This is a genomic window from Phyllobacterium sp., assembly GCF_037994405.1.
Taxonomy (GTDB): domain Bacteria; phylum Pseudomonadota; class Alphaproteobacteria; order Rhizobiales; family Rhizobiaceae; genus Phyllobacterium.
This window is the reverse complement of the sequence record NZ_JBBNAN010000020.1, coordinates 26,041-45,756: the sequence shown is the minus strand read 5'-3', so window position 1 is coordinate 45,756 and position 19,716 is coordinate 26,041. Positions and strand designations below refer to the sequence as shown.

The window sequence follows — 19,716 nt, the reverse complement described above, 5'->3', positions numbered from 1 at the left end:
CAATGTGGCAGCTCTTCAAGTAACCCTGCACAACAGACCAGCATGTTGCGTTACTATACAATTGGGCATCACCAGCCGAATAGTACTTATTTATTCAAGCATAAGCACTATTTCTTACCTTCTACTTTAATTGCACCTCAAAATGGTGTAGGATTGCGGCAATGTTATGGGGTGAGGGAGACCCGGAGGGGAGGCCGGTGGCGAGCAGAAGAGTCGAGAATTTCTCCTCAACGCGCGGACGCGGTATTTAGATCGTTGAAGTCATCCGGCTTGACCCAGGCATGGATCCGCCAGTCGTAACCGAGTTGATACACAAGGTGATCAAGAACACGCATGCCCGTGCTGGAGCTGGCCCCCGCCAACCGTATATTTCGGGGGCATGAAGAAGGGCAAAGCAGAGTATGTGTTTGGCTACTTTATCGATGACTATGGTCCGCAGCCGGCGAGAAGCGACGTTCTTTGGCGGGCAATCGCAGAGGCACTGCCCGAATGGCGGGACGAACCGCTGGGTTGGGCAGACCCAGACTAGAGGTTCCAAAGACGATTACCCGCGGCATATGTATGCGAATCCTGGATGGCGTAAATAGAAATCAAACCTTTTGCATTTATGCTATAACCAAATCGGAACATTCCGTCGCCAATTATAGTTAGGGCATGATGAGCACAATGATTGATTACCTGCTACCCTGCCTGGCATCCTTCGCGATGACCTATGGGCTGCTTTATCTTGTCAGCATTGGCAACGTGCGGAAATAACCGCAATCAACCAAGCTAGGTTCCCCTTATCTGGCTCATATTCCGTACGCAGCGTAAGCAACTCCGGCGGCACTCAATGCGTCGCCCACCGGCGCTTTCAAGTGCTCGCACACAAGCGTCACCGCCCCATCACTCCGGAAGCTGTATTGTATTGGTCTGACCGCCATACAGCCCCCCAAATACCCGGCGGCCAGATCTAAGGAGGAGTAAGAGACGCCGCGGTTTCCCCACCTAACGTTTCAACTCCTCCTCTTTTTGGCGGCTACTCGCTGATCAAAGCTCTGCATAACTCGTGACGTTGGTGCTAAATGAAGACGATGTATCCCCACACCAGGTTTCGTCCCTAAGGTCGGGCCAGCATCTGGCCATTAGCTAATTGCCGGATAATTGGTTCGATTCAATCATAGGCGATGGAGTGTAATGACCTTACACGTGGATGGTTTCGCGACAGGATTGGGCGCAAAAATGCGACCTGCCTAATGGCCAGATCGCATGACCTGGGCTAAGCTGCTGAAAAGAACTGAAAAAATGGTGCCCCCGGAGAGACTCGAACTCCCGACCCTCTGATTACAAATCAGATGCTCTACCAACTGAGCTACAAGGGCAGCGGCGTCCGATTAGCACAAACCTCCGATCAGTAAAACGAAAAAACAGCGCCGCGCGATAATTTCACATTTTTTTTGATCACCGGGCGTTTTGCCAGATCGGTCGCGGCGTGCTAGGCGATACATCCTCAGTCATTTGCGCATGCAGGCAGCTATGAACCGGAAAATCGAAACGTTTGCTTTTCTTTCCTCCGGCACGCCGGACTCCGACGAGGCAATGCATGATCTGGCCAGGATTTACGGCCAGACCGGGGCCAGGGACGCCGATGTAATCGTTGCGCTGGGTGGCGACGGCTTTATGCTGCAGACGCTGCAGAATTATATGAACCAGGGCAAGATGATCTACGGGATGAACCGCGGATCTGTCGGCTTCCTGATGAATGAGTACAGCGATATCGGGTTGAAGGAGCGCGTGGAAGCCGCGCATGCCGAGACGATCCGGCCATTGAAGATGGTGACGGAGTCGGTTGAAGACGGCACGTTCACGGCGTTTGCGCTCAATGAAGTATCGCTACTGCGCCAGTCGTATCAGGCGGCGAAGATCAGGATTACGGTCGATGATCAGGTGCGGCTGGAAGAATTGATCTGCGACGGTGTCATGGTGGCAACGCCCGCTGGATCCACGGCCTACAACCTCTCCGCGCAGGGGCCGATCATCCCGCTTGATGCACGGTTGCTCGCCCTCACCCCGGTCTCCGCCTTTCGCCCCCGGCGCTGGCGCGGTGCGCTCCTGCCCAACAGGGTGACGGTACGCTTCGATATACTCGAACCGGAGAAGCGCCCGGTCAACGCCGTCGCCGACCACACGGAAGTAAAATCTGTTCTATCCGTGACTGTCGAGGAAGCATCTCATTTGCGGGCAACCATTCTGTTTGACAAGAACCATTCGTGGAACGAACGAATTCTCAAGGAACAGTTCCTTTATTGACAACATTAGAATAAAATGGCGCCCAATTGTAACAAACTCTTAAATGTGACCTCAGCTGAGAGTTGACTTTTGCTGCCACGCGCCGTAACGCCATTGCAGCAAAACGCTGTGCAATTCGAGCGCCTGATGCTTTTGGCTGATGACGGACAGCACGGTACCGACTGCAGATAGAAAGTTAAACCTCCTTTGACCACCTTTGCCGATCTGGGCCTTTCAACGAAAGTGCTCAATGCTGTAGAAGCAGCAGGATACACAATTCCAACACCGATCCAGGCTGGTGCCATCCCGCATGCGCTGCAACGCAAGGATGTCCTTGGCATCGCGCAGACCGGAACAGGCAAGACCGCCTCTTTCGTATTGCCCATGCTCACGCTGCTTGAGCAAGGCCGCGCTCGCGCCCGCATGCCACGCACCCTCATCCTTGAACCGACGCGCGAACTCGCAGCGCAGGTCGAGGAGAATTTCACCAAATACGGCAAGAACCACCGCCTGAATGTCGCTCTGCTGATCGGCGGCGTGTCCTTCGACGATCAGCTGCGCAAGCTCGAGCGCGGCGCAGACGTGCTGATCGCAACGCCTGGCCGCCTTCTCGACCATTTCGAGCGCGGGAAGCTCCTGTTGAGCGCTGTCGACATTCTCGTCATCGACGAGGCCGACCGCATGCTTGACATGGGCTTCATTCCGGATATCGAACGCATCTGCAAGCTCATCCCGTTCACACGCCAGACGCTGTTTTTCTCCGCGACCATGCCGCCGGAAATCACCAAGCTGACCGAACAGTTCCTGCACTCGCCCGTCCGAATCGAAGTTGCCAAGGCGGCAACCACGGCGAAGACGGTCGAACAGAAGCTGGTCAAATCCGGCAAGAAGGATTGGGAAAAACGCGCCGTGCTGCGCGACCTGATCCGCGCCGAGGATGAAGGGCTGAAGAACGCGATCATCTTCTGCAACCGCAAGAAGGATGTGTCAGAGCTCTTCCGCTCGCTCGCGAAGCATGAGTTCGATGCCGGTGCCTTGCACGGCGACATGGATCAGCGCGCCCGCACCACGATGCTGGCGAACTTCAAGGACGGCAAGCTCAAGCTCCTCGTTGCCTCCGATGTGGCGGCACGCGGCCTCGATATCCCCGACGTCAGCCATGTGTTCAATTTCGACGTACCGATCCACTCGGAGGATTACGTCCACCGTATCGGCCGTACCGGCCGTGCCGGACGTTCGGGCAAGGCTTTCACGCTGGTAACGCCGGCCGATACCAAACATCTGTCGGCAATCGAAAAACTGATTGGCGAGGATATCAGCTGGCACGACGGCGACCTGTCCACCCTGCCCGTCTCGACCGAGCCAGATGAGGCACCACGCCGGGGCCGCGGCCGGAGCAAGGCGGAACCGAAGCGCAGGCCACGCAATGAGGGCCGCGAACGCGAGCGCCCGCAGTCGGAAATCGACATCATCGCGGCGGCCGAAAAGGCCAAGGAAGCCGCAACGCAGACTGCAGACGAACAGCCGGTCTTGCGTACGGCAGAAAAGCCGCATAAGGCTGCGATCAAGGCTGAAAATGAACAGCGTCGCGCACGCGTCCCGCATTCCGAGCAGCGCCACGATCATCGCCGCGACCGCGACGACATGGGTTCGGCACCCGTTGGTTTCGGTGACGATATTCCGGCTTTCATGCTGATCGACACCAAGATCTGAGGCATTCTTATGCAATCACCGGGCGTCGGATGCGGTATCGTGTTCTTAAGAGACGCCCATATCCTCTTGTTACAACGGAAAAAAAGCCCTGAGGCCGGTGCCTGGGGCATTCCTGGTGGAAAGGTGGATTTCCTCGAAACGGCCGAACAGGCCATCCGCCGCGAAGCCTTTGAGGAAACCGGCCTGCAAGCTGGATCCATCGCCCTTCTCGGGCTCAGCGAGCAACTCTTCCACGACGAGCAGCAGCACTGGCTGGGTGTGCTATTTCTGGCACAGACCTATTCCGGTGAGATGCAACTGCTCGAACCGGACAAGCACGGCGGCATCGACTGGTTCCCGCTCGACGATCTACCAGAACAAGTGACCATGCCAACACTTCACGCGATCGATCTCATCCGGCAACGCGGGCTGGCGTGACATTACTTTGTCCGCCGCAATGACGCCTCGTGGGCCAGTTTGGCCCATTCAGTCATGATGTCAGGATCGTCGAAAGCATCATCGGGAATCGACCAGTACGGCATATCAACGGGTTTTCTCGATTTGCGCTCATAGCGCCATTGTCTCGAGCCGGCAGCTTCGAAAGCGGGCGCCGAGACCTCGTCGGCCTTCAGGAGAATCTCATTTTGCACTTCGAGCGCGACAATCAGTCCTTGGAAATATATCGCCTTGCCGCCAAACATGCGTTTGATGGTGACCGGGCCAAGCCCTGAAAACAGATCCTGAATCGCATCATTGTCCATGCCCGACTATTGCAGGCACAAGGAGACACGTCACCTCCTAAATGGTCGTGCGCAAAGTTTAGAAAATGCGGGAAATCAGGAAGCGGCGGAGGCCAATGCTTCGGGTTTGGCTGGCGAGAGTTCAACCGACTCGCCGCAGCCACAGGCCGAGGTCTGGTTGGGATTGTTGAAGACGAAGCCCGTACGCAGCGTCGTCACCTCAAAATCCATCTCGGTACCGAGGAGATAAAGAACCGCTTCCGGCGCGACAAAAACCTTCGAGCCGTCCTTTTCGACGACATCATCGCCAGCTTTCGCTTCGGTCACGAGATCGATCATGTATTCCATGCCCGCGCAGCCGCCTTTCTTGATGCCGACGCGAATGCCGAGCGCATTCTCGCGCGTCGCCACGATTTCGCTTACGCGACGTGCGGCGGCGTCAGTCAACGTCATGACAGAAAAACGACCCATTTCTCATCTCTCATCTTCGAGATCGCGGAACGATCACTCAAGTATCATAGTTAGTGTTACACAACCATCACTGCAAGTGTTCAAACTGGTCCTGATTGATAAACACCAAGGCAGAAGGCTGAAATCATGCATTATCGCCATCTTGTTCTTTGTAGCATCGCCTCGCTGGCGCTCAATCTGGCGCCTGTTCTCGCCCAGGAATCAAAGCAGCCGGAACAGCCAAAGGCAACAGAACCTGCTCCCACCGAAAAGCCTGCGCCAGCCGAATCGGCTGCAACCCAGACACCACCGGAATATCTCGACAATCGCAGCACGCCGGAAACACTGATCAAATCCTATTACAACGCGATTAACCGGGGAGAATATGCCCGCGCCTATAGCTACTACGCGCAGGAAAATCAGCCGCAGCCCTTCCCCCAGTTCCAGGCCGGCTATGAGAACACCGCCTCTGTAGAGGTTCTCTTCGGCAAGGCCGAGGGCGAAGGCGCCGCTGGCTCGGCCTATTGGAGCAAGCCAGTGGCCATCAAATCCGCGGCCAAGGACGGAACAGTCACTGTCTACCATGGCTGCTATCGGCTAAGGCTCGCCGACCCTGCCATTCAGGGGGTCCCCTACGTGCCACTGTCGATAATCGACGGCACTTTGCAGAAATCGGAAAAGCCATTCGAGGAAAGCGTCCCGGATGGCTGCGAGGCGCCCTAGGCTAATACCAGCCGACGGCGACCTGGGCCTCTTCCGACATCCGGTCCGGGGTCCAGGGCGGGTCGAATGTCATGATGACATCGACAAAGCTGACGCCTTCCACCGCGCCAACGGCATCCTGCACCCAGCCTGGCATTTCGCCTGCAACCGGGCACCCCGGCGCCGTCAGCGTCATCTCGATCTTCACTGAACGGTCATCCTCGATATCGATCTTGTAAACGAGACCAAGTTCATAGATATCAGCGGGAATTTCCGGGTCATAGACCGTCTTCAACGCAGCGATAACGTCATCTGTCATACGCGCCAGTTCTTCGGCGGGAATGGCAGATACGGAAGCAGTGCCGACGCCGGTGTGTGCCGGGCGAGCATCAGCGACGGGGGCTACTACTTTTTCCAGTATCTCGACTTTGTCGGTCATCGTCATCACCCAAAGAATTTCCGCGCCTTTTCCAGCGCATCGGCGAGAGCATCGATCTCGTCTCTCGTATTATACATCGCAAATGAGGCGCGGCATGTCGAAGTGACACCAAATCGCCTCAAAAGTGGTTGAGCGCAATGTGTCCCTGCCCGAACGGCAACGCCGGCGCGGTCGATCACCATCGACACGTCGTGGGCGTGAATGCCTTCGAGTTCGAACGAAATGATCGCGCCCTTGCCCTTGGCATCGCCAAAAATGCGCAAGGAGTTGATCTGGCGCAGCCGATCATGCGCATAATCGCGCAGATCTTCCTCATGCGCGAGAATAGCGGCCCGGCCAATCTTTTCGACATATTCGATCGCTGCGCCAAGGCCGATCGCCTGGGCGATCGGCGGTGTTCCGGCTTCGAAGCGGTGTGGCGGATGATTGTAGGTGACGATATCCTCCGTCACCTCTTCGATCATCTCGCCACCACCCTGGAAGGGTCGCATCGCTTCGAGCATGTTCTTGCGCCCATAGAGCACGCCAATGCCCGATGGACCATAAATCTTGTGGCCGGTGAAAATATACCAGTCGCAGCCGAGATCCTGCACATCCACCGGCAGGTGCACCGCGCCCTGGCTGCCATCGACCAGAACCGGAATGCCGCGCGCGTGGGCGATGCGGACGATCTCCTTGATCGGTGTCACCGTGCCAAGGACGTTCGACATATGGGTGATGGCGACGAGCTTGGTACGGTCTGTTAACCGGCTCTCGAATTCGTCAATATGGAATGTGCCCTGATCGTCCACAGGTACCCAGACGAGCTTGGCACCCTGACGTTCGCGGATGAAATGCCACGGCACGATGTTCGAATGGTGCTCCATGATCGAAAGTACGATCTCGTCACCCTCGCCGATATTCGGCATGCCATAGCCATAGGCGACCGTGTTGATCGCTTCGGTCGCGGATTTCGTGAAAACGATCTCGTCGACCGACGCGGCATTCAGGAAGCGTCGAACGTTTTCACGAGCCTTTTCATAGGCATCGGTCGTTGCGTTCGACAGGAAATGCAGGCCGCGATGCACATTTGCATATTCATTCGAATAGGTATGCGTGATCATGTCGATGACGGCCTGCGGCTTCTGGGCCGAAGCGCCATTGTCGAGATAGACCAGCGGCTTGCCGTAGACTTCACGCGACAGGATGGGGAAATCGCGGCGGATAGCCTCTACATCATAGCTGCTCTGAATGATCTTCGTATCCATATTGCCCTGCTTATGATTTGGCCTGCATTCAAACGATCAGACGTGTGCGGCGAGCCATTTCTCGAGGATGGCTTCAAGCGCCTCGACCAGTGGCTCGTTTTCCAGTTCTTCGACGATCTCGGCAACGAACGCTTTGATCAAGAGACCGCGTGCTTCGTTCTCCGGAATGCCGCGCGCCCGCAGATAGAACAGGTGGTTGCCGTCGATCTCGGTAACCGTCGCACCGTGACCGCAGGCCACATCATCGGCAAAGATTTCCAGCTCAGGTTTGGCATCGAATTCGCCATCGTCGGAAAGCAAAAGCGTGTTGCAAGCCATGCGCGCGTCGGTCTTCTGGGCGATCTTGTTGACCTTGATCTGTCCCTGGAACACACCGCGTGCCCGGTCTGTCACCACATTGCGAATGATCTGCAGCGATGTCGTGTTCTCGACCAGGTGGCCGAGTGTCATTGTTACGTCCGTGTGGCTGTCGCCGCCGAGCAGATTGACGCCGCGCAACTGGAAGTCGGAACCCTCGCCCTTCGCCAGCACATGCACTTCCTGCCGGACGAGCTTGCCACCAGCATTGACAACATAGAGCGTCAATCTGGCATTGGCGCCTAGCGTTGCGATGAACTGTGCCAGCTGCGTGGCTTCAACGCCGTGCTCGCGCAGGATGATCCAGGTGATTTCCGCATTATCAGCAATCGTTACATTGCTGACACTCGTCGAAAATCCTTCGCCCTCGCCGCCGGTCTGGCGTTCGATGATCGTTGCCTTGACGCCCTTGCCGAACTTGACCGGAAAACGCACATGCCCCTGCCCGCGCACCTGCGCGTTCTGTAGTTCGAGCGGTGCTTCCAGCTCGAGACCGTCGGCAAACGTTACTGCCCAGCCATCCGTGACATAGGCTGCATTGATCTGGCCGATCGCATCGTCGCCATCACGAATGGCAAGCTGGCTGATCACTGAACCATTGCTCAGCTTTTCGCTGAATTTCGTGAATTCAACGCCTTCAACGCGTGGTGCCGTAAGAGCCACACCATTGGAAACGGTAGCCACTGCAGAACCGGCAATAACCGGCGGCAAGGCATTGGTTCCAGCCGTTTCGTCATAAGCGGCAACATTACGCAGCAATGTGCGCAGGTCGGTATAGTGCCACGCCTCGACGTGGCGCGACGGCAGGCCCAGCGTCTTCAAGGCTTCGATAGCGTTGTCGCGCGCACTGGCGATCTCGCCATCACCGGGCAGTTCGCCCATCCGGTCGACGAATGAGTCGACCAACGCCGATTCAGCGGCAGTGGGCTGGCGTCCTGTATGAACATTCATGACGTCGCTCCTCAGGCTGCCTCACCGATAATATCGGCATAGCCATTCTCTTCGAGCTGGAGCGCAAGATCCTTGTCGCCAGACTTGATCACCTGGCCCTTGTAGAGAACATGCACGCTATCCGGCACAATATAGTCGAGCAGGCGCTGATAGTGGGTGATGACGACCACGGCGCGATCCGGCGAGCGCAACGCATTGACACCGTCGGCAACGATCTTCAGCGCGTCGATATCGAGGCCTGAATCAGTCTCGTCAAGAACACAAAGTTTTGGCTCCAGCAGCTTCATCTGCAGGATTTCCGCACGCTTCTTCTCACCGCCGGAGAAACCGACATTAAGCGGACGCTTGAGCATGGCAATATCCATGTCCAGCGAGCTCGCTGCCGTCTTCACGCGGCCCAGAAAGTCCGGAATCTTCAGCGGCTCTTCACCGCGCGCCTTGCGTTGTGAGTTCATTGCCACTTTCAGGAATTCCATCGTCGCAACGCCCGGTATTTCCATCGGATACTGGAATGCCAGGAAAATGCCCTTGGCGGCGCGCTCGGACGGGTCGAGCTCGAGAATGGATTGGCCGTTGTAGAGAATGTCGCCTTCGGTGACCACGTAGTCTTCGCGGCCCGCGAGGATATAGGACAGGGTCGATTTGCCGGAACCGTTCGGTCCCATGATCGCCGCAACTTCGCCAGCCTTGACCGAAAGGTTCAGGCCACGAATGATCTCCGTGTCCGTATCTGCGATCTTCGCATGAAGGTTTCTGATTTCCAGCATTATACTACCTTTTTCAATTCCGCGGGATCAGCCTTGGCGATCCCAATGATAAACCGTGATCCTGTCGATGGATGACCAGATGCCATCCAAATTATGATGAACTCTCGCCGCTCAGGCTCTTGAGCCGCTCGACCACCGAAGAGAGTTCCTTGCGGGCCCTTATCAGCTCTGGTTCGAGGACTCTTTCTGACGCAGAGGAAGCATGGCCCAACGTATCCGTAAGGTCCTCAATAACTTCGCCCAGCTCCTGATAGCGCCGGCGAAGTCTGTCGAGTTCTTCCTTCGTGACTGGAGCCACTACCCGACGCTCCCTTCAAGGCTGATGCCGATCAGTTTTTGTGCTTCAACGGCAAATTCCATCGGCAATTCCTGAATGACTTCCTTTACGAAGCCATTGACGATGAGCGCAATCGCCTCTTCTTCCGGGATACCGCGCTGCATCACATAGAACAGCGCGTCTTCCGATATCTTCGACGTGGTCGCCTCATGCTCGAACTGCGCGGTGGCGTTCTTCGCCTCGATGTAGGGCACAGTATGCGCGCCGCAATCATTGCCAATCAGCAGCGAGTCGCACTGGGTGAAGTTGCGGGCGTTCTCGGCCTTGCGATGCGCCGAAACCTTACCGCGATAGGTGTTGTTCGACTTACCTGCCGAAATACCCTTGGAGATGATGCGGCTCGACGTGTTCTTGCCGAGGTGCAGCATCTTGGTGCCGCTATCGATCTGCTGATGGCCATTCGAAACGGCGATCGAATAGAACTCGCCGCGTGAATTGTCACCGCGCAGGATAACCGACGGGTATTTCCACGTGATGGCCGAACCGGTCTCGACCTGCGTCCAGGAGATCTTGGAATTGACGCCGCGGCAATCGCCTCGCTTGGTGACGAAGTTGTATATGCCGCCCTTGCCTTCCGCGTCGCCAGGGAACCAGTTCTGCACGGTCGAATACTTGATCTCGGCATCATCGAGCGCAATCAGTTCAACGACAGCTGCATGCAGCTGGTTTTCGTCACGCTGCGGGGCAGTGCAACCTTCGAGATAGGACACATAGGCGCCTTCTTCGGCGATGATCAGTGTCCGTTCAAACTGGCCTGTATCCCGCTCATTGATGCGGAAATAGGTGGACAGCTCCATCGGGCAGCGTACGCCCTTGGGCACATAGACAAACGAACCGTCGGTAAAGACAGCCGAATTCAGCGTCGCATAGAAATTGTCCGAGACCGGAACAACCGATGCAAGGTACTTCTGCACCAGTTCGGGATGTTCGCGGATCGCTTCCGAAATCGAGCAGAAGATGACACCGGCTTTTGCCAGTTCCGCCTTGAACGTCGTGACGACCGAGACACTGTCGAACACGGCATCGACCGCGACGCGGCCCGACTTGTAGACATTGTCGCTGACTTCTTCCTCGTCCGAGGGGCTCAGTTCGCCGGTCTTGCGTACGCCAGCGAGGATTTCCTGCTCTTTCAGCGGAATTCCAAGCTTCTCATAGGTGCGCAGCAGTTCCGGATCCACATCAGCAAGCGAAGACGGACCTGTCTGGTTCTTCGGCCCAGCAAAGTAGACCATGTCCTGAAAGTCGATCTTCGGATAACTCACGCGCGCCCATGTGGGTTCTTCCATTGTCAACCAGCGTTCATAAGCCTTCAGACGCCATTCCAGCATCCATTCCGGCTCGTTCTTCTTGGCAGAGATAAAGCGAATGATATCTTCATTCAGGCCCTTCGGCGCCTTATCCATTTCGATAAGCGTTTCAAAGCCATATTTGTACTGGTCCAACTCCAGCGTACGGACGCGATCAATAGTTTCCTGCACGGCAGGCATTGGCGTTCTCCATCCTCGCGGGGGTCAAGGCCCCGCAGTTGCAAACGTCAAGGCGTATGTCGTCTTGAATATTTGCCTTCTATGTAATGTGCAATTGCACGATTTAACACCGGTATTCACCGGATTTTTTAAAATTAACGGCTATAACCTGCCGATAATCGAAATTCTCTACGCCGCATCGGCCGCAGCCGGCTTCGACCGATCGCGACGAGCGACGATATTTTTCAGCGCATCGAGCAAAAGTGCGATGTCTTCCTCACTGGTTTCCGGTGCTGTGGAGACCCGCAGACCTCCCATTCCATCGCCATATCCCATCGCCGCAAGCACATGGCTCGGGCCAACTTTCCCAGAAGAACAGGCAGAACCTGCCGATAGCGCAATTCCAGCAAGATCGAAAGCAATTTGCACTGTTTCTGCCTTCATTTTCGCCAGCGAGAAAAATGTCGTGTTCGGCAGGCGCTCAACGGTCTCGCCATAGATAATGGCATCCGACGCGATAGCCCGAATGCCACGTTCAATCGTCTCGCGGTTGCGTATTGGCCAGCCGCCCGATTTCAGGCGTTCGCTTGCCACGCGCGCAGCCGCACCGAAACCGGCAACCACCGGCAGCGCTTCCGTGCCGGCGCGATGGCCTTTTTCCTGTCCGCCGCCACGAATAAGCGCCTTTGGCATAACAAGATCGGAAAAAGCGACAAATGCACCAACGCCCTTCGGTCCGCCGATCTTGTGCGAAGACAGGATAAGATAGTCGGCGTAACACGTTGTAATATCGACGGGAATCCGTCCCGCCGCCTGAACCGAATCGACCACGAAAAGCCCGCCGAACTCCTTCACGAGCGCACCAATTACCGCGATCGGCTGTACAATACCCGTCTCATTGTTCGCTGCCTGCACAGCGACCAGTGGCAGGCCTCCGCTGCGGTCATGAGCGGCAAGAAGCGCGCGCAAATGCTCAAGATCGAGCAAGCCATTGCCATCCACCGGCACTTTCTCGATCTTCTCAGCAGAAAACTGTCCGCCAGCAAGCATGCAAGGATGTTCGCTCGCACTGACATAGAGCCGCGACAGTCGCATCGGCGCCCGCCCCATCACATAATGCGGGGTCAACAGGGTCGAAGCAGCCTCCGTCGCACCCGACGTAAACACCACATGATCAGGCTTGGCATTGACAAGCGCAGCCACATCGCGGCGCGCTGCTTCAAGAATTGCCTTTGTGGCACGGCCTTCCTGATGAACGGATGATGGATTGCCGGTCTGCTTGAGCGCATGGACTACCGCGTCGCGCGCTGCCGGGATCAGCGGCGCACTTGCATTGTAGTCCAAATAGGCGCGATTACGGGCCATGCCTTGTCCAGATTCCTGTTCATTTGAATTCTGCGCTTTCAAAAAGCGCAATTTTCTTGAAATTCGGCCTCGGACCAGCCTATTAAGCCGTTCCGAGATAAAATTCTATACCAGTTTTGAACGGTTCTAAACTGGTTTTATGGGCGCTGTTGATTGCCGTCAAGCCCGGCGTGTCGAGAAGAGCCCCATGGCGCGAAGAGTGGAGTATACATGCCTGAAGTTATTTTCAATGGACCAGCGGGACGTCTTGAGGGCCGATATCAGCCTTCAATGGAAAAAAATGCGCCGATTGCCATCATTCTCCATCCGCACCCACAATTTGGCGGCACCATGAACAACAAGATCGTCTACGATCTGTTCTACATGTTCCAGCAGCGCGGCTTTACGACATTGCGGTTCAACTTCCGTGGCATTGGCCGCAGTCAGGGCGAGTTCGATCATGGTTCAGGCGAATTGTCAGATGCAGCCGGCGCGCTCGACTGGGTGCAGTCGCTTCACCCGGATTCCAAGACCTGCTGGGTGGCTGGCTATTCCTTCGGCGCCTGGATCGGCATGCAACTCCTGATGCGCCGCCCCGAGATCGAAGGCTTCATCTCCGTTGCGCCACAGCCAAACACCTATGATTTTTCCTTCCTCGCCCCTTGTCCTTCTTCCGGTCTCATAATCCACGGCGATCAGGACAAGGTCGCGCCACCCAAGGACGTACAGGGTCTGGTGGACAAGCTGAAGACGCAAAAGGGTATCACCATCACACAAAAGACGATGGTCGGTGCCAACCACTTCTTCTCCGGCATGACTGACGAAGTCATTGCCGAATGCTCCGACTATCTCGACCGCCGCCTCAATGGCGAACTGGTGGAAGCCAAGCCGAAGCGCCTGCGCTAAGTCGGCCTCACCAGCACGCCCCCGGAAACGGGGGCGTCGCAGCCGGTGGTGGTCGGCCAGGTCAATGGCAATCCATCCAGTGCCCGCACGGCGAGATAGGCCCAGGCTTCTGCCTCCATCGAATCGCCATCGAATCCCAGATCTTCCGCGACAACGACTTTTGCCTTGGTGTTTGTAGCGCCCTCCGCAAGATCGGCCATGATCGTCGCATTCTTGCGTCCGCCACCACAAATGATCCAGAGCGACGGTTTTTCCGGCGCATAAGCATTGGCTTTCAGGATCGCGTCGGCCGTAACCCGTACCAGCGTGCGCGCGCCATCGGCAAGTTCGAGATCGCCGAGATCGGCCAGCGTGAAATCATTGCGATCCAGCGATTTCGGCGGTTTCAGATCAAAGAATGGCTTCGCCAAGTAGCGGCTTACCACATTGGCGATGACCTGTCCTTCACTCGCGATCGAACCGCCAGCGTCGTAGGCGATTCCCGCCTTGTCCGAGACCCATTGGTCGATCAGCGTGTTACCCGGTCCGGTATCGAACGCAATCGGATCGCCGTTTTTCGAAATGATCGTGATATTGGAAATGCCCCCAATATTGACGAAGACGACAGGCTTTCCCTTGCTGAGTTCGGCCGGAACGCGTGCAGCGAGCGCCTGATGGTAGGCAGGCACTAAAGGTGCACCCTGCCCGCCATGCACCATGTCATTGGCCCGCATGTCATAGACGACCGGAACACCGGTCATCTCAGCCAGCATCCTGCCGTCGCCGAGTTGCACAGTCAGGCCATTCAGAGGTCTGTGCAGGACCGTCTGGCCATGAAAGCCAATAATATCAACAGTTTCCTTACTTATCTTGTGATGAGACAGGAACCTGAGCACGGCGTCGCCGTGGCGTTTTGTCAGTTCCTTTTCAACCGCTGAAAGCGCACCGGGGCGCTGGTCTTTGGTCTGGATCGATTTCGCATGCTCCAGACCGACTTCGATCTGGCGCCGAAACGCAGTTTCATAGGGCACGAAGTCGGAAGGGCCGCGCCGCACCTTGATTCCACCATCGGTTTCAATGAGGGCGACGTCGATTCCATCCATGGACGTTCCGCTCATCAGGCCGATTGCACGCCGTATCGCTGCCAAGACACTGCCTTTCTTGTGATTCGATAGAGAATGATGTTAAACGGCACCGTCTTATAAGGCACACCCTTTGTGCCAGTTGATTCAATCAGGAAAACCCAAGATGTCTGCCTTCAAATCCGAATTTCTGCACACGCTTTCCACGCGCGGCTTCATCCATCAGACCTCCGACGATGCGGGTCTGGATGCGCTCTTCGCCAGGGAAACCGTGTCAGCCTATATCGGCTTTGATCCGACAGCGTCGAGCTTGCATGCCGGCAGCCTGTTGCAGATTATGATGCTCTACTGGATGCAGCAGACCGGTCATCGCCCTGTCGCGCTGATGGGCGGTGGCACCGGTATGGTCGGTGATCCGTCCTTCAAGGACGAAGCACGCAAACTGATGACGCCGGAAACCATCCAGAGCAATATCGATGGCATCAAGCGGGTTTTCTCCAACTACCTCAACTTTGGCAATGGGCCGAAGGAGGCGCTGATGGTCAACAATGCCGAATGGCTGTTGCCGCTGAACTACCTCGAATTCCTGCGCGATGTCGGTCAGCATTTCTCGGTCAACCGCATGCTTTCCTTCGATAGCGTCAAGCAACGGCTCGACCGGGAACAGTCGCTGTCCTTCCTCGAATTCAACTACATGATCCTGCAGGCCTATGATTTCGTTGAGCTGAACAAGCGCTATGGCCTGCGCCTGCAGATGGGCGGATCGGACCAGTGGGGCAATATCGTCAATGGTATCGACCTTGGCCATCGCCTCGGGAGGCCGCAGCTCTACGCCCTCACCTCGCCGCTGCTGACCACCTCGTCCGGCGCCAAGATGGGCAAGTCATTGAACGGAGCGATCTGGCTGAATGCCGATTTGCTGAGCCCTTATGATTTCTGGCAATACTGGCGCAACACCGAAGATGCCGATGTTGAGCGCTTCCTGAAGCTCTACACGACATTGCCCCTCGACGAGATCGCACGGCTGGCCTCCCTGGGCGGCGCGGAAATCAACGAGACCAAGAAGGTCCTTGCGACGGAGATCACCGCATTGCTTCACGGGCGTCAAGCGGCTGAAGAAGCAGCGGAAACCGCGCGCAAAACCTTCGAAGAAGGAGCCCTGGCGACCAATCTGCCATCCGTCGAGATCGCCAGCAGCGAACTCGAAGCGGGTATCGGCATATTGACGCTTCTCGTCAAGGCGGGCCTTGCCGGATCGAACGGCGAAGCGCGCCGCCATATCCAGGGCGGTGCGGTGCGTGTGAACGATGCCAGCATCTCTGACGAACGAGCGCAGATCGGAACGTCAGAGATCACCGCAGACGGCGTGATCAAGCTATCGCTCGGCAAGAAGAAGCACATATTGGTTCGCCCCGCTTAAGTCGACCTGAGGCCACTTGAAACGTTCTCGTAAGACGCCGACAGCAGATGCCGGTGATCTCTCCTCTTGCGGGAGAGAAAGCGATGTCAACATCTTAGCCCTTGCTAACTAAGTGCTAGAAATCGCAAGAGAGGGGATTCAAATCCACGGCAAACTCTCCTCTCTTCTAAGGATTTAGCAAGAGTTAAATCCAAGAAAATCCTTTCTCCTCCCCCCAGGGGGGAGATAACCAGGGCGTTCTTTCTTATTTAAACTCGAAGATCGAGCGGAAAATACCGGGCGCGATAACCGAGATCGGGTTGACGATGATCTGTGGTTGTTTCAGCGGGCCCTGCAATTTGTAGGTGATGCCGATCAGCCCGCGATCCCGGCCATTGCCGAGGAACAGTCCAAGTATGGGCAGGTCGCTTAACATGCTGTTGAGGCCATAGGCCGGCATGAACGTGCCGGTCAGTGACATATTGCCTTGCGGGTCGCTGAGCACTCCCTGGAAGGTCGTGCCGATGGTCGAACCGCGAATGACGCCGTTGGCGAGATTGATGTAGTTCGATCCCTTTTCGATCTGCGAGAAGCCGCGATCGAACGTCACTGTCGAAACATCGATATTCTTCTGCACGGCATCGTTCAGACTTGTGCCGTTGGGCGAAGTGGAAACGAGTTTGGCAAGCCGCGGCTCATTGATGAGCGTGAAATCCTGGGCATCGACCTGGCCACGCAAGGGGCCGTCGCCTTTGGAATCCAGCGCGACACTGATGCTGCCGCCCGACATCTTGTCGTAGAAGCCGAAGAAACGCAGCACAGCACCGGCATCTTTTGACTGGAGGCTGATCGACCGCGCACCGCTTTCGGAACTATCCGTGGCAATCGCCTTTTGCCCGGATTTTGTTATCGCGTTGAAGGCAAGACCGGAAACATTCGAGCCTACCCCCTCATAGGAGAGCGAAACATTGCGGAGGCTCTCTGAATAGAAACCCGCCACCTCGCCTATATCTGCGTTGACGAGCACACGCTGTTTGCTATCGCTGTCAGCACCTTTCTGTTTTTTGTCCGTTATCTGGTTGAGCAAAGGGCGTGCATCGAAGGATGTGCCGTTCACATCGACACGATAGCCGTACTTGGTTCGGGCCACCTTTACCGCAATATCGTCACCGCGATTAAGCTTCACATTGCTGAAATCGGCGGACGCCAGATCACCATTCACAACCTTCACGTCGCCGCGCAGGCGGAATGTGTCCCCCGATACGTCCAGATCCTTGATTGTGACGTTGTCTCCGTCTTGCTGCAGCCCGAATTTGGCGCTCGCCTTGACGCCTGCCCCTTTGGTCCAGCCCAATTGAGCCAATTTGATTTCCGCCTTCGTCAAATCAGCTGTGGCAAGCCGCGAGCCATCAGGGGCTTTACCGATGTCGATCGAAATCGGGCCGGAAAGCAGCGGGTCGAGTGCTGGAAACAGTGCGTTGCGGGTCTTGTCGTCGAGTTGCAACGTCACACTCTGTTCGCGGTTCGCCGTGTTGTTTCCTAGCGGCTCAAACAGCTTCACTTCCGCCGGGATGCCATTAAGCCGCGCATTGGCGTCGATGCGAGCTTCGTCTTCCGTAACGAACAAAGTCCCGTCGGCATCGGAGATTGTCTGTCCATCAATCTTCTTGGCGATCGAAACATTTGACAGCGCCATTTCTGCCGACCATTTCAAACTGCCGTCCGGTGAATGGCGCGTCACCGGGAATGTCACCAGCACATGTGTTTTCACATTGCCCTTGATATCCTCCGGAGCAAATGGAAGGTTTTTCAGACCGTTGATCGGCTTGAAGCCGATAATTTCGGCCACCGCCGAAGCATCGCCCTCGATATTAAGGTCGAGTTCGGACAGAACTGGCCGTTGCGGTCCCCACGGAATAATCAGCTTCCCGTCGACTATTCGCGCTTCACGATTGTTTGGGGTGAACGATGAGCCCCTTTCGAGCTTGATTGTGGTATAGGCGCCGCGCACACTGATCTTACCGGCAGCATTGCGAACAGGTGGCAAGTCACCAACGATGTCAAAACGCGAATTTTCAACGGCAAAATCAACCTGAACCTCATCGGGCTTTAGCGGAGGCGGTTTTCCGGGACCATCAAAACGGCCCGCAGGAAACATCACATCGATCCGACTGTCCCTTGCAGTACCGCCAAACAAGTTTTCGAGCACCCAGCGCCGGGCACCTGTGGCAACCCAGATCGGCCACAGCTGTTTGGCATGGGCGACCGGCATCTGCGGAATCCGCAACGCCAGCGTCATGGCTGGTGATCCTTTGCCAAAGGTCGCACCGGCCTGACCATAGAGTTCACTTTCGCCATTGGTGCGCACGGCGATCTCGGAAACATCGAGCTGTTTCTGCGTCGGGTCGTACCGTCCGGCCACCCGCGCATTGAATGGAACAGGCGGTTCGGTTGAATCTTTCGGAGCCGAGCTTGCCTGCTGCGTGATCAACTCAAAACGGTAACCGGGGTTAGCCGGCGCAACGGCATCGCTGGGGCGTGGTTCCGGGCCGACCGCCCCTTCGATAACACCTTTGAAAGCACCGAAATGGATGTTGGATGGTTTGATCTCGACCTTGTCGGTGCCCGACACATGTTCGAAATTGATCTGCGATTCCACCGCCATATCATCAACGTTGCCGATGGTGACCGGCCCTTCGCCGACGTTTATCGCACCTGATATGTGCGCCGGCTCGGTTGCGGTGGCTGCTGTTCCGTCCAGTTTCACCTGCGCCAGATTGTCATAGGCAAGGTAGGCGCCATCCGGCTTGATACCATCCACATCAGGAACCGGCGCTTGGCCAAACTTGCCGCTTAGCGGAATCTTGCTGATTTTCAACGAAAACGCGTCGATCTTCGCACCAACCGCCGAACGTTTGGCTTGTGCGGCAACTTCGACTTGTTTGCCACGCCACTCGAGCGTGCCCTTGATGGCTACCGGTCCGCCAGTTTCAGAAAGGTCCAGATTGACAATTCGCAACTGCTCCGGCGCGCCGGCAATCGTGAAATCAAATGACGTATCGGCAATCGTGATATCGCGTGTCTCGCGCTGATCGAGCAGCGAGACCGCATTTTCAAGTCCAGCGAAGATCACATCGGTTGCGCCATCGAGATTGACCAGACCGCGGTCATCCAGTGGTACCAATGCCATAAAATCGAAAGGTACTTTTGACGTCACCTTTATATGTGCGCCGTCAAGTTCGAGGCGTTGCACCCGCACATCTCCTTGCAGGAGCGGCAGCGTGGCAAGGCCGATGCGTACGGAACGGACGTCGTTGATCTCGATGCCCCGCTTGCTATCGGCAATATTGACGTTCCGCGCCTCAAGCGCGACATGACGGCGCTTGTCGAGGGATATCTGCGCCGACTGGATGGTCGCGTCAGCTTCCGGTCCAAGGACTGTCTTGAGTGCCAATTGCGCTCGCTGGGTCAGCGCCTCGCCTCCAATACCAACGCGCAGAACCACGAAGGCAATGCCGGCAAGAACGGCAATCAGTATCAGGAACGAACAGGTTGCGCCTGCGGCCAGATGCACACGGGAACGCCTTCTC

General features: G+C 56.4%; 18 protein-coding genes and 1 tRNA gene. 7 read left to right on the top strand and 12 right to left on the bottom strand.

Annotated features, from left to right (window positions below; genetic code table 11):
* The first annotated feature begins 379 nt into the window (after nt 1-379).
* On the top strand, nt 380-529 hold the full coding sequence (locus AAAC48_RS01700; protein WP_340652511.1) for a hypothetical protein: 150 nt from the start codon (nt 380-382) through the stop codon (nt 527-529).
* A 756-nt stretch (nt 530-1,285) separates the two neighbouring features.
* Here AAAC48_RS01700 and AAAC48_RS01695 read toward each other — a convergent pair.
* Nucleotides 1,286-1,361: transfer RNA gene (locus AAAC48_RS01695), tRNA-Thr, on the bottom strand.
* A gap of 154 nt (nt 1,362-1,515) precedes the next feature.
* On the opposite strand from AAAC48_RS01695, the gene AAAC48_RS01690 reads away from it, so the two are divergent.
* The 3 genes from AAAC48_RS01690 (at nt 1,516) to AAAC48_RS01680 (ending at nt 4,398) form a co-directional block, all read left to right on the top strand.
* The gene (locus AAAC48_RS01690) at nt 1,516-2,289 is read left to right on the top strand and encodes an NAD kinase (RefSeq protein ID WP_340652510.1); all 774 of its coding nucleotides are present in this window, start codon (nt 1,516-1,518) and stop codon (nt 2,287-2,289) included.
* 186 nt (nt 2,290-2,475) lie between these two features.
* A complete protein-coding gene (locus tag AAAC48_RS01685) occupies nt 2,476-3,981 on the top strand; it encodes a DEAD/DEAH box helicase (protein WP_340652509.1) in 1,506 nt (501 codons plus the stop codon).
* Nucleotides 3,982-3,990: 9 nt separating this feature from the next.
* Nucleotides 3,991-4,398, top strand: coding sequence for an NUDIX domain-containing protein (locus AAAC48_RS01680; RefSeq protein WP_340652508.1), 408 nt, complete (start codon nt 3,991-3,993; stop codon nt 4,396-4,398).
* A gap of 2 nt (nt 4,399-4,400) precedes the next feature.
* Here the strand turns inward: AAAC48_RS01680 and AAAC48_RS01675 are convergent, their stop codons facing one another.
* Both AAAC48_RS01675 and sufA read right to left on the bottom strand, forming a co-directional pair.
* Entirely contained in the window at nt 4,401-4,721 is a 321-nt protein-coding gene (locus AAAC48_RS01675) for a TfoX/Sxy family protein (RefSeq protein WP_340652507.1), read from the bottom strand.
* A 75-nt stretch (nt 4,722-4,796) separates the two neighbouring features.
* On the bottom strand, nt 4,797-5,171 hold the full coding sequence (gene sufA / locus AAAC48_RS01670; RefSeq protein WP_340652506.1) for a Fe-S cluster assembly scaffold SufA: 375 nt from the start codon (nt 5,169-5,171) through the stop codon (nt 4,797-4,799).
* A gap of 126 nt (nt 5,172-5,297) precedes the next feature.
* On the opposite strand from sufA, the gene AAAC48_RS01665 reads away from it, so the two are divergent.
* The gene (locus tag AAAC48_RS01665) at nt 5,298-5,873 is read left to right on the top strand and encodes a hypothetical protein (protein ID WP_340652505.1); all 576 of its coding nucleotides are present in this window, start codon (nt 5,298-5,300) and stop codon (nt 5,871-5,873) included.
* Nucleotide 5,874: 1 nt separating this feature from the next.
* Here the strand turns inward: AAAC48_RS01665 and AAAC48_RS01660 are convergent, their stop codons facing one another.
* The 7 genes from AAAC48_RS01660 to AAAC48_RS01630 form a co-directional block, all read right to left on the bottom strand.
* A complete protein-coding gene (locus tag AAAC48_RS01660; RefSeq protein ID WP_340652504.1) occupies nt 5,875-6,291 on the bottom strand; it encodes an SUF system Fe-S cluster assembly protein in 417 nt (138 codons plus the stop codon).
* A 5-nt stretch (nt 6,292-6,296) separates the two neighbouring features.
* On the bottom strand, nt 6,297-7,538 hold the full coding sequence (locus AAAC48_RS01655; protein ID WP_340652503.1) for a cysteine desulfurase: 1,242 nt from the start codon (nt 7,536-7,538) through the stop codon (nt 6,297-6,299).
* Nucleotides 7,539-7,574: 36 nt separating this feature from the next.
* Nucleotides 7,575-8,846 carry a Fe-S cluster assembly protein SufD gene (sufD, locus tag AAAC48_RS01650; protein WP_340652502.1) on the bottom strand — a complete coding sequence of 424 codons (1,272 nt, stop codon included), beginning with the start codon at nt 8,844-8,846 and terminating at the stop codon, nt 7,575-7,577.
* 11 nt (nt 8,847-8,857) lie between these two features.
* Nucleotides 8,858-9,613 (bottom strand): Fe-S cluster assembly ATPase SufC, encoded by a 756-nt coding sequence (sufC, locus tag AAAC48_RS01645; RefSeq protein WP_340652501.1) that lies wholly within the window; start codon nt 9,611-9,613, stop codon nt 8,858-8,860.
* Nucleotides 9,614-9,704: 91 nt separating this feature from the next.
* A complete protein-coding gene (locus tag AAAC48_RS01640) occupies nt 9,705-9,911 on the bottom strand; it encodes a hypothetical protein (protein ID WP_340652500.1) in 207 nt (68 codons plus the stop codon).
* Complete coding sequence (gene sufB, locus AAAC48_RS01635; protein WP_340652499.1) at nt 9,911-11,437, bottom strand: Fe-S cluster assembly protein SufB; 1,527 nt, start codon at nt 11,435-11,437, stop codon at nt 9,911-9,913. Before sufB ends, AAAC48_RS01640 begins: the two co-directional genes overlap by 1 nt.
* 168 nt (nt 11,438-11,605) lie before the next feature.
* Nucleotides 11,606-12,781, bottom strand: coding sequence for a cysteine desulfurase family protein (locus tag AAAC48_RS01630; protein ID WP_340652498.1), 1,176 nt, complete (start codon nt 12,779-12,781; stop codon nt 11,606-11,608).
* Nucleotides 12,782-12,991: 210 nt separating this feature from the next.
* Here AAAC48_RS01630 and AAAC48_RS01625 point away from each other — a divergent pair, with 210 nt between their 5' ends.
* Entirely contained in the window at nt 12,992-13,666 is a 675-nt protein-coding gene (locus AAAC48_RS01625) for an alpha/beta hydrolase (protein WP_340652497.1), read from the top strand.
* Here AAAC48_RS01625 and AAAC48_RS01620 read toward each other — a convergent pair.
* The gene (locus AAAC48_RS01620; protein WP_340652496.1) at nt 13,663-14,793 is read right to left on the bottom strand and encodes an anhydro-N-acetylmuramic acid kinase; all 1,131 of its coding nucleotides are present in this window, start codon (nt 14,791-14,793) and stop codon (nt 13,663-13,665) included. The genes AAAC48_RS01625 and AAAC48_RS01620 overlap by 4 nt on opposite strands.
* 100 nt (nt 14,794-14,893) lie before the next feature.
* Between AAAC48_RS01620 and tyrS the strand changes: the two genes are divergently transcribed.
* Nucleotides 14,894-16,147 (top strand): tyrosine--tRNA ligase, encoded by a 1,254-nt coding sequence (tyrS, locus tag AAAC48_RS01615; RefSeq protein WP_340652495.1) that lies wholly within the window; start codon nt 14,894-14,896, stop codon nt 16,145-16,147.
* Nucleotides 16,148-16,391: 244 nt separating this feature from the next.
* Here the strand turns inward: tyrS and AAAC48_RS01610 are convergent, their stop codons facing one another.
* Nucleotides 16,392-19,700, bottom strand: coding sequence for a DUF3971 domain-containing protein (locus tag AAAC48_RS01610; protein WP_340652494.1), 3,309 nt, complete (start codon nt 19,698-19,700; stop codon nt 16,392-16,394).
* Between the last annotated feature and the right edge of the window lie 16 nt (nt 19,701-19,716).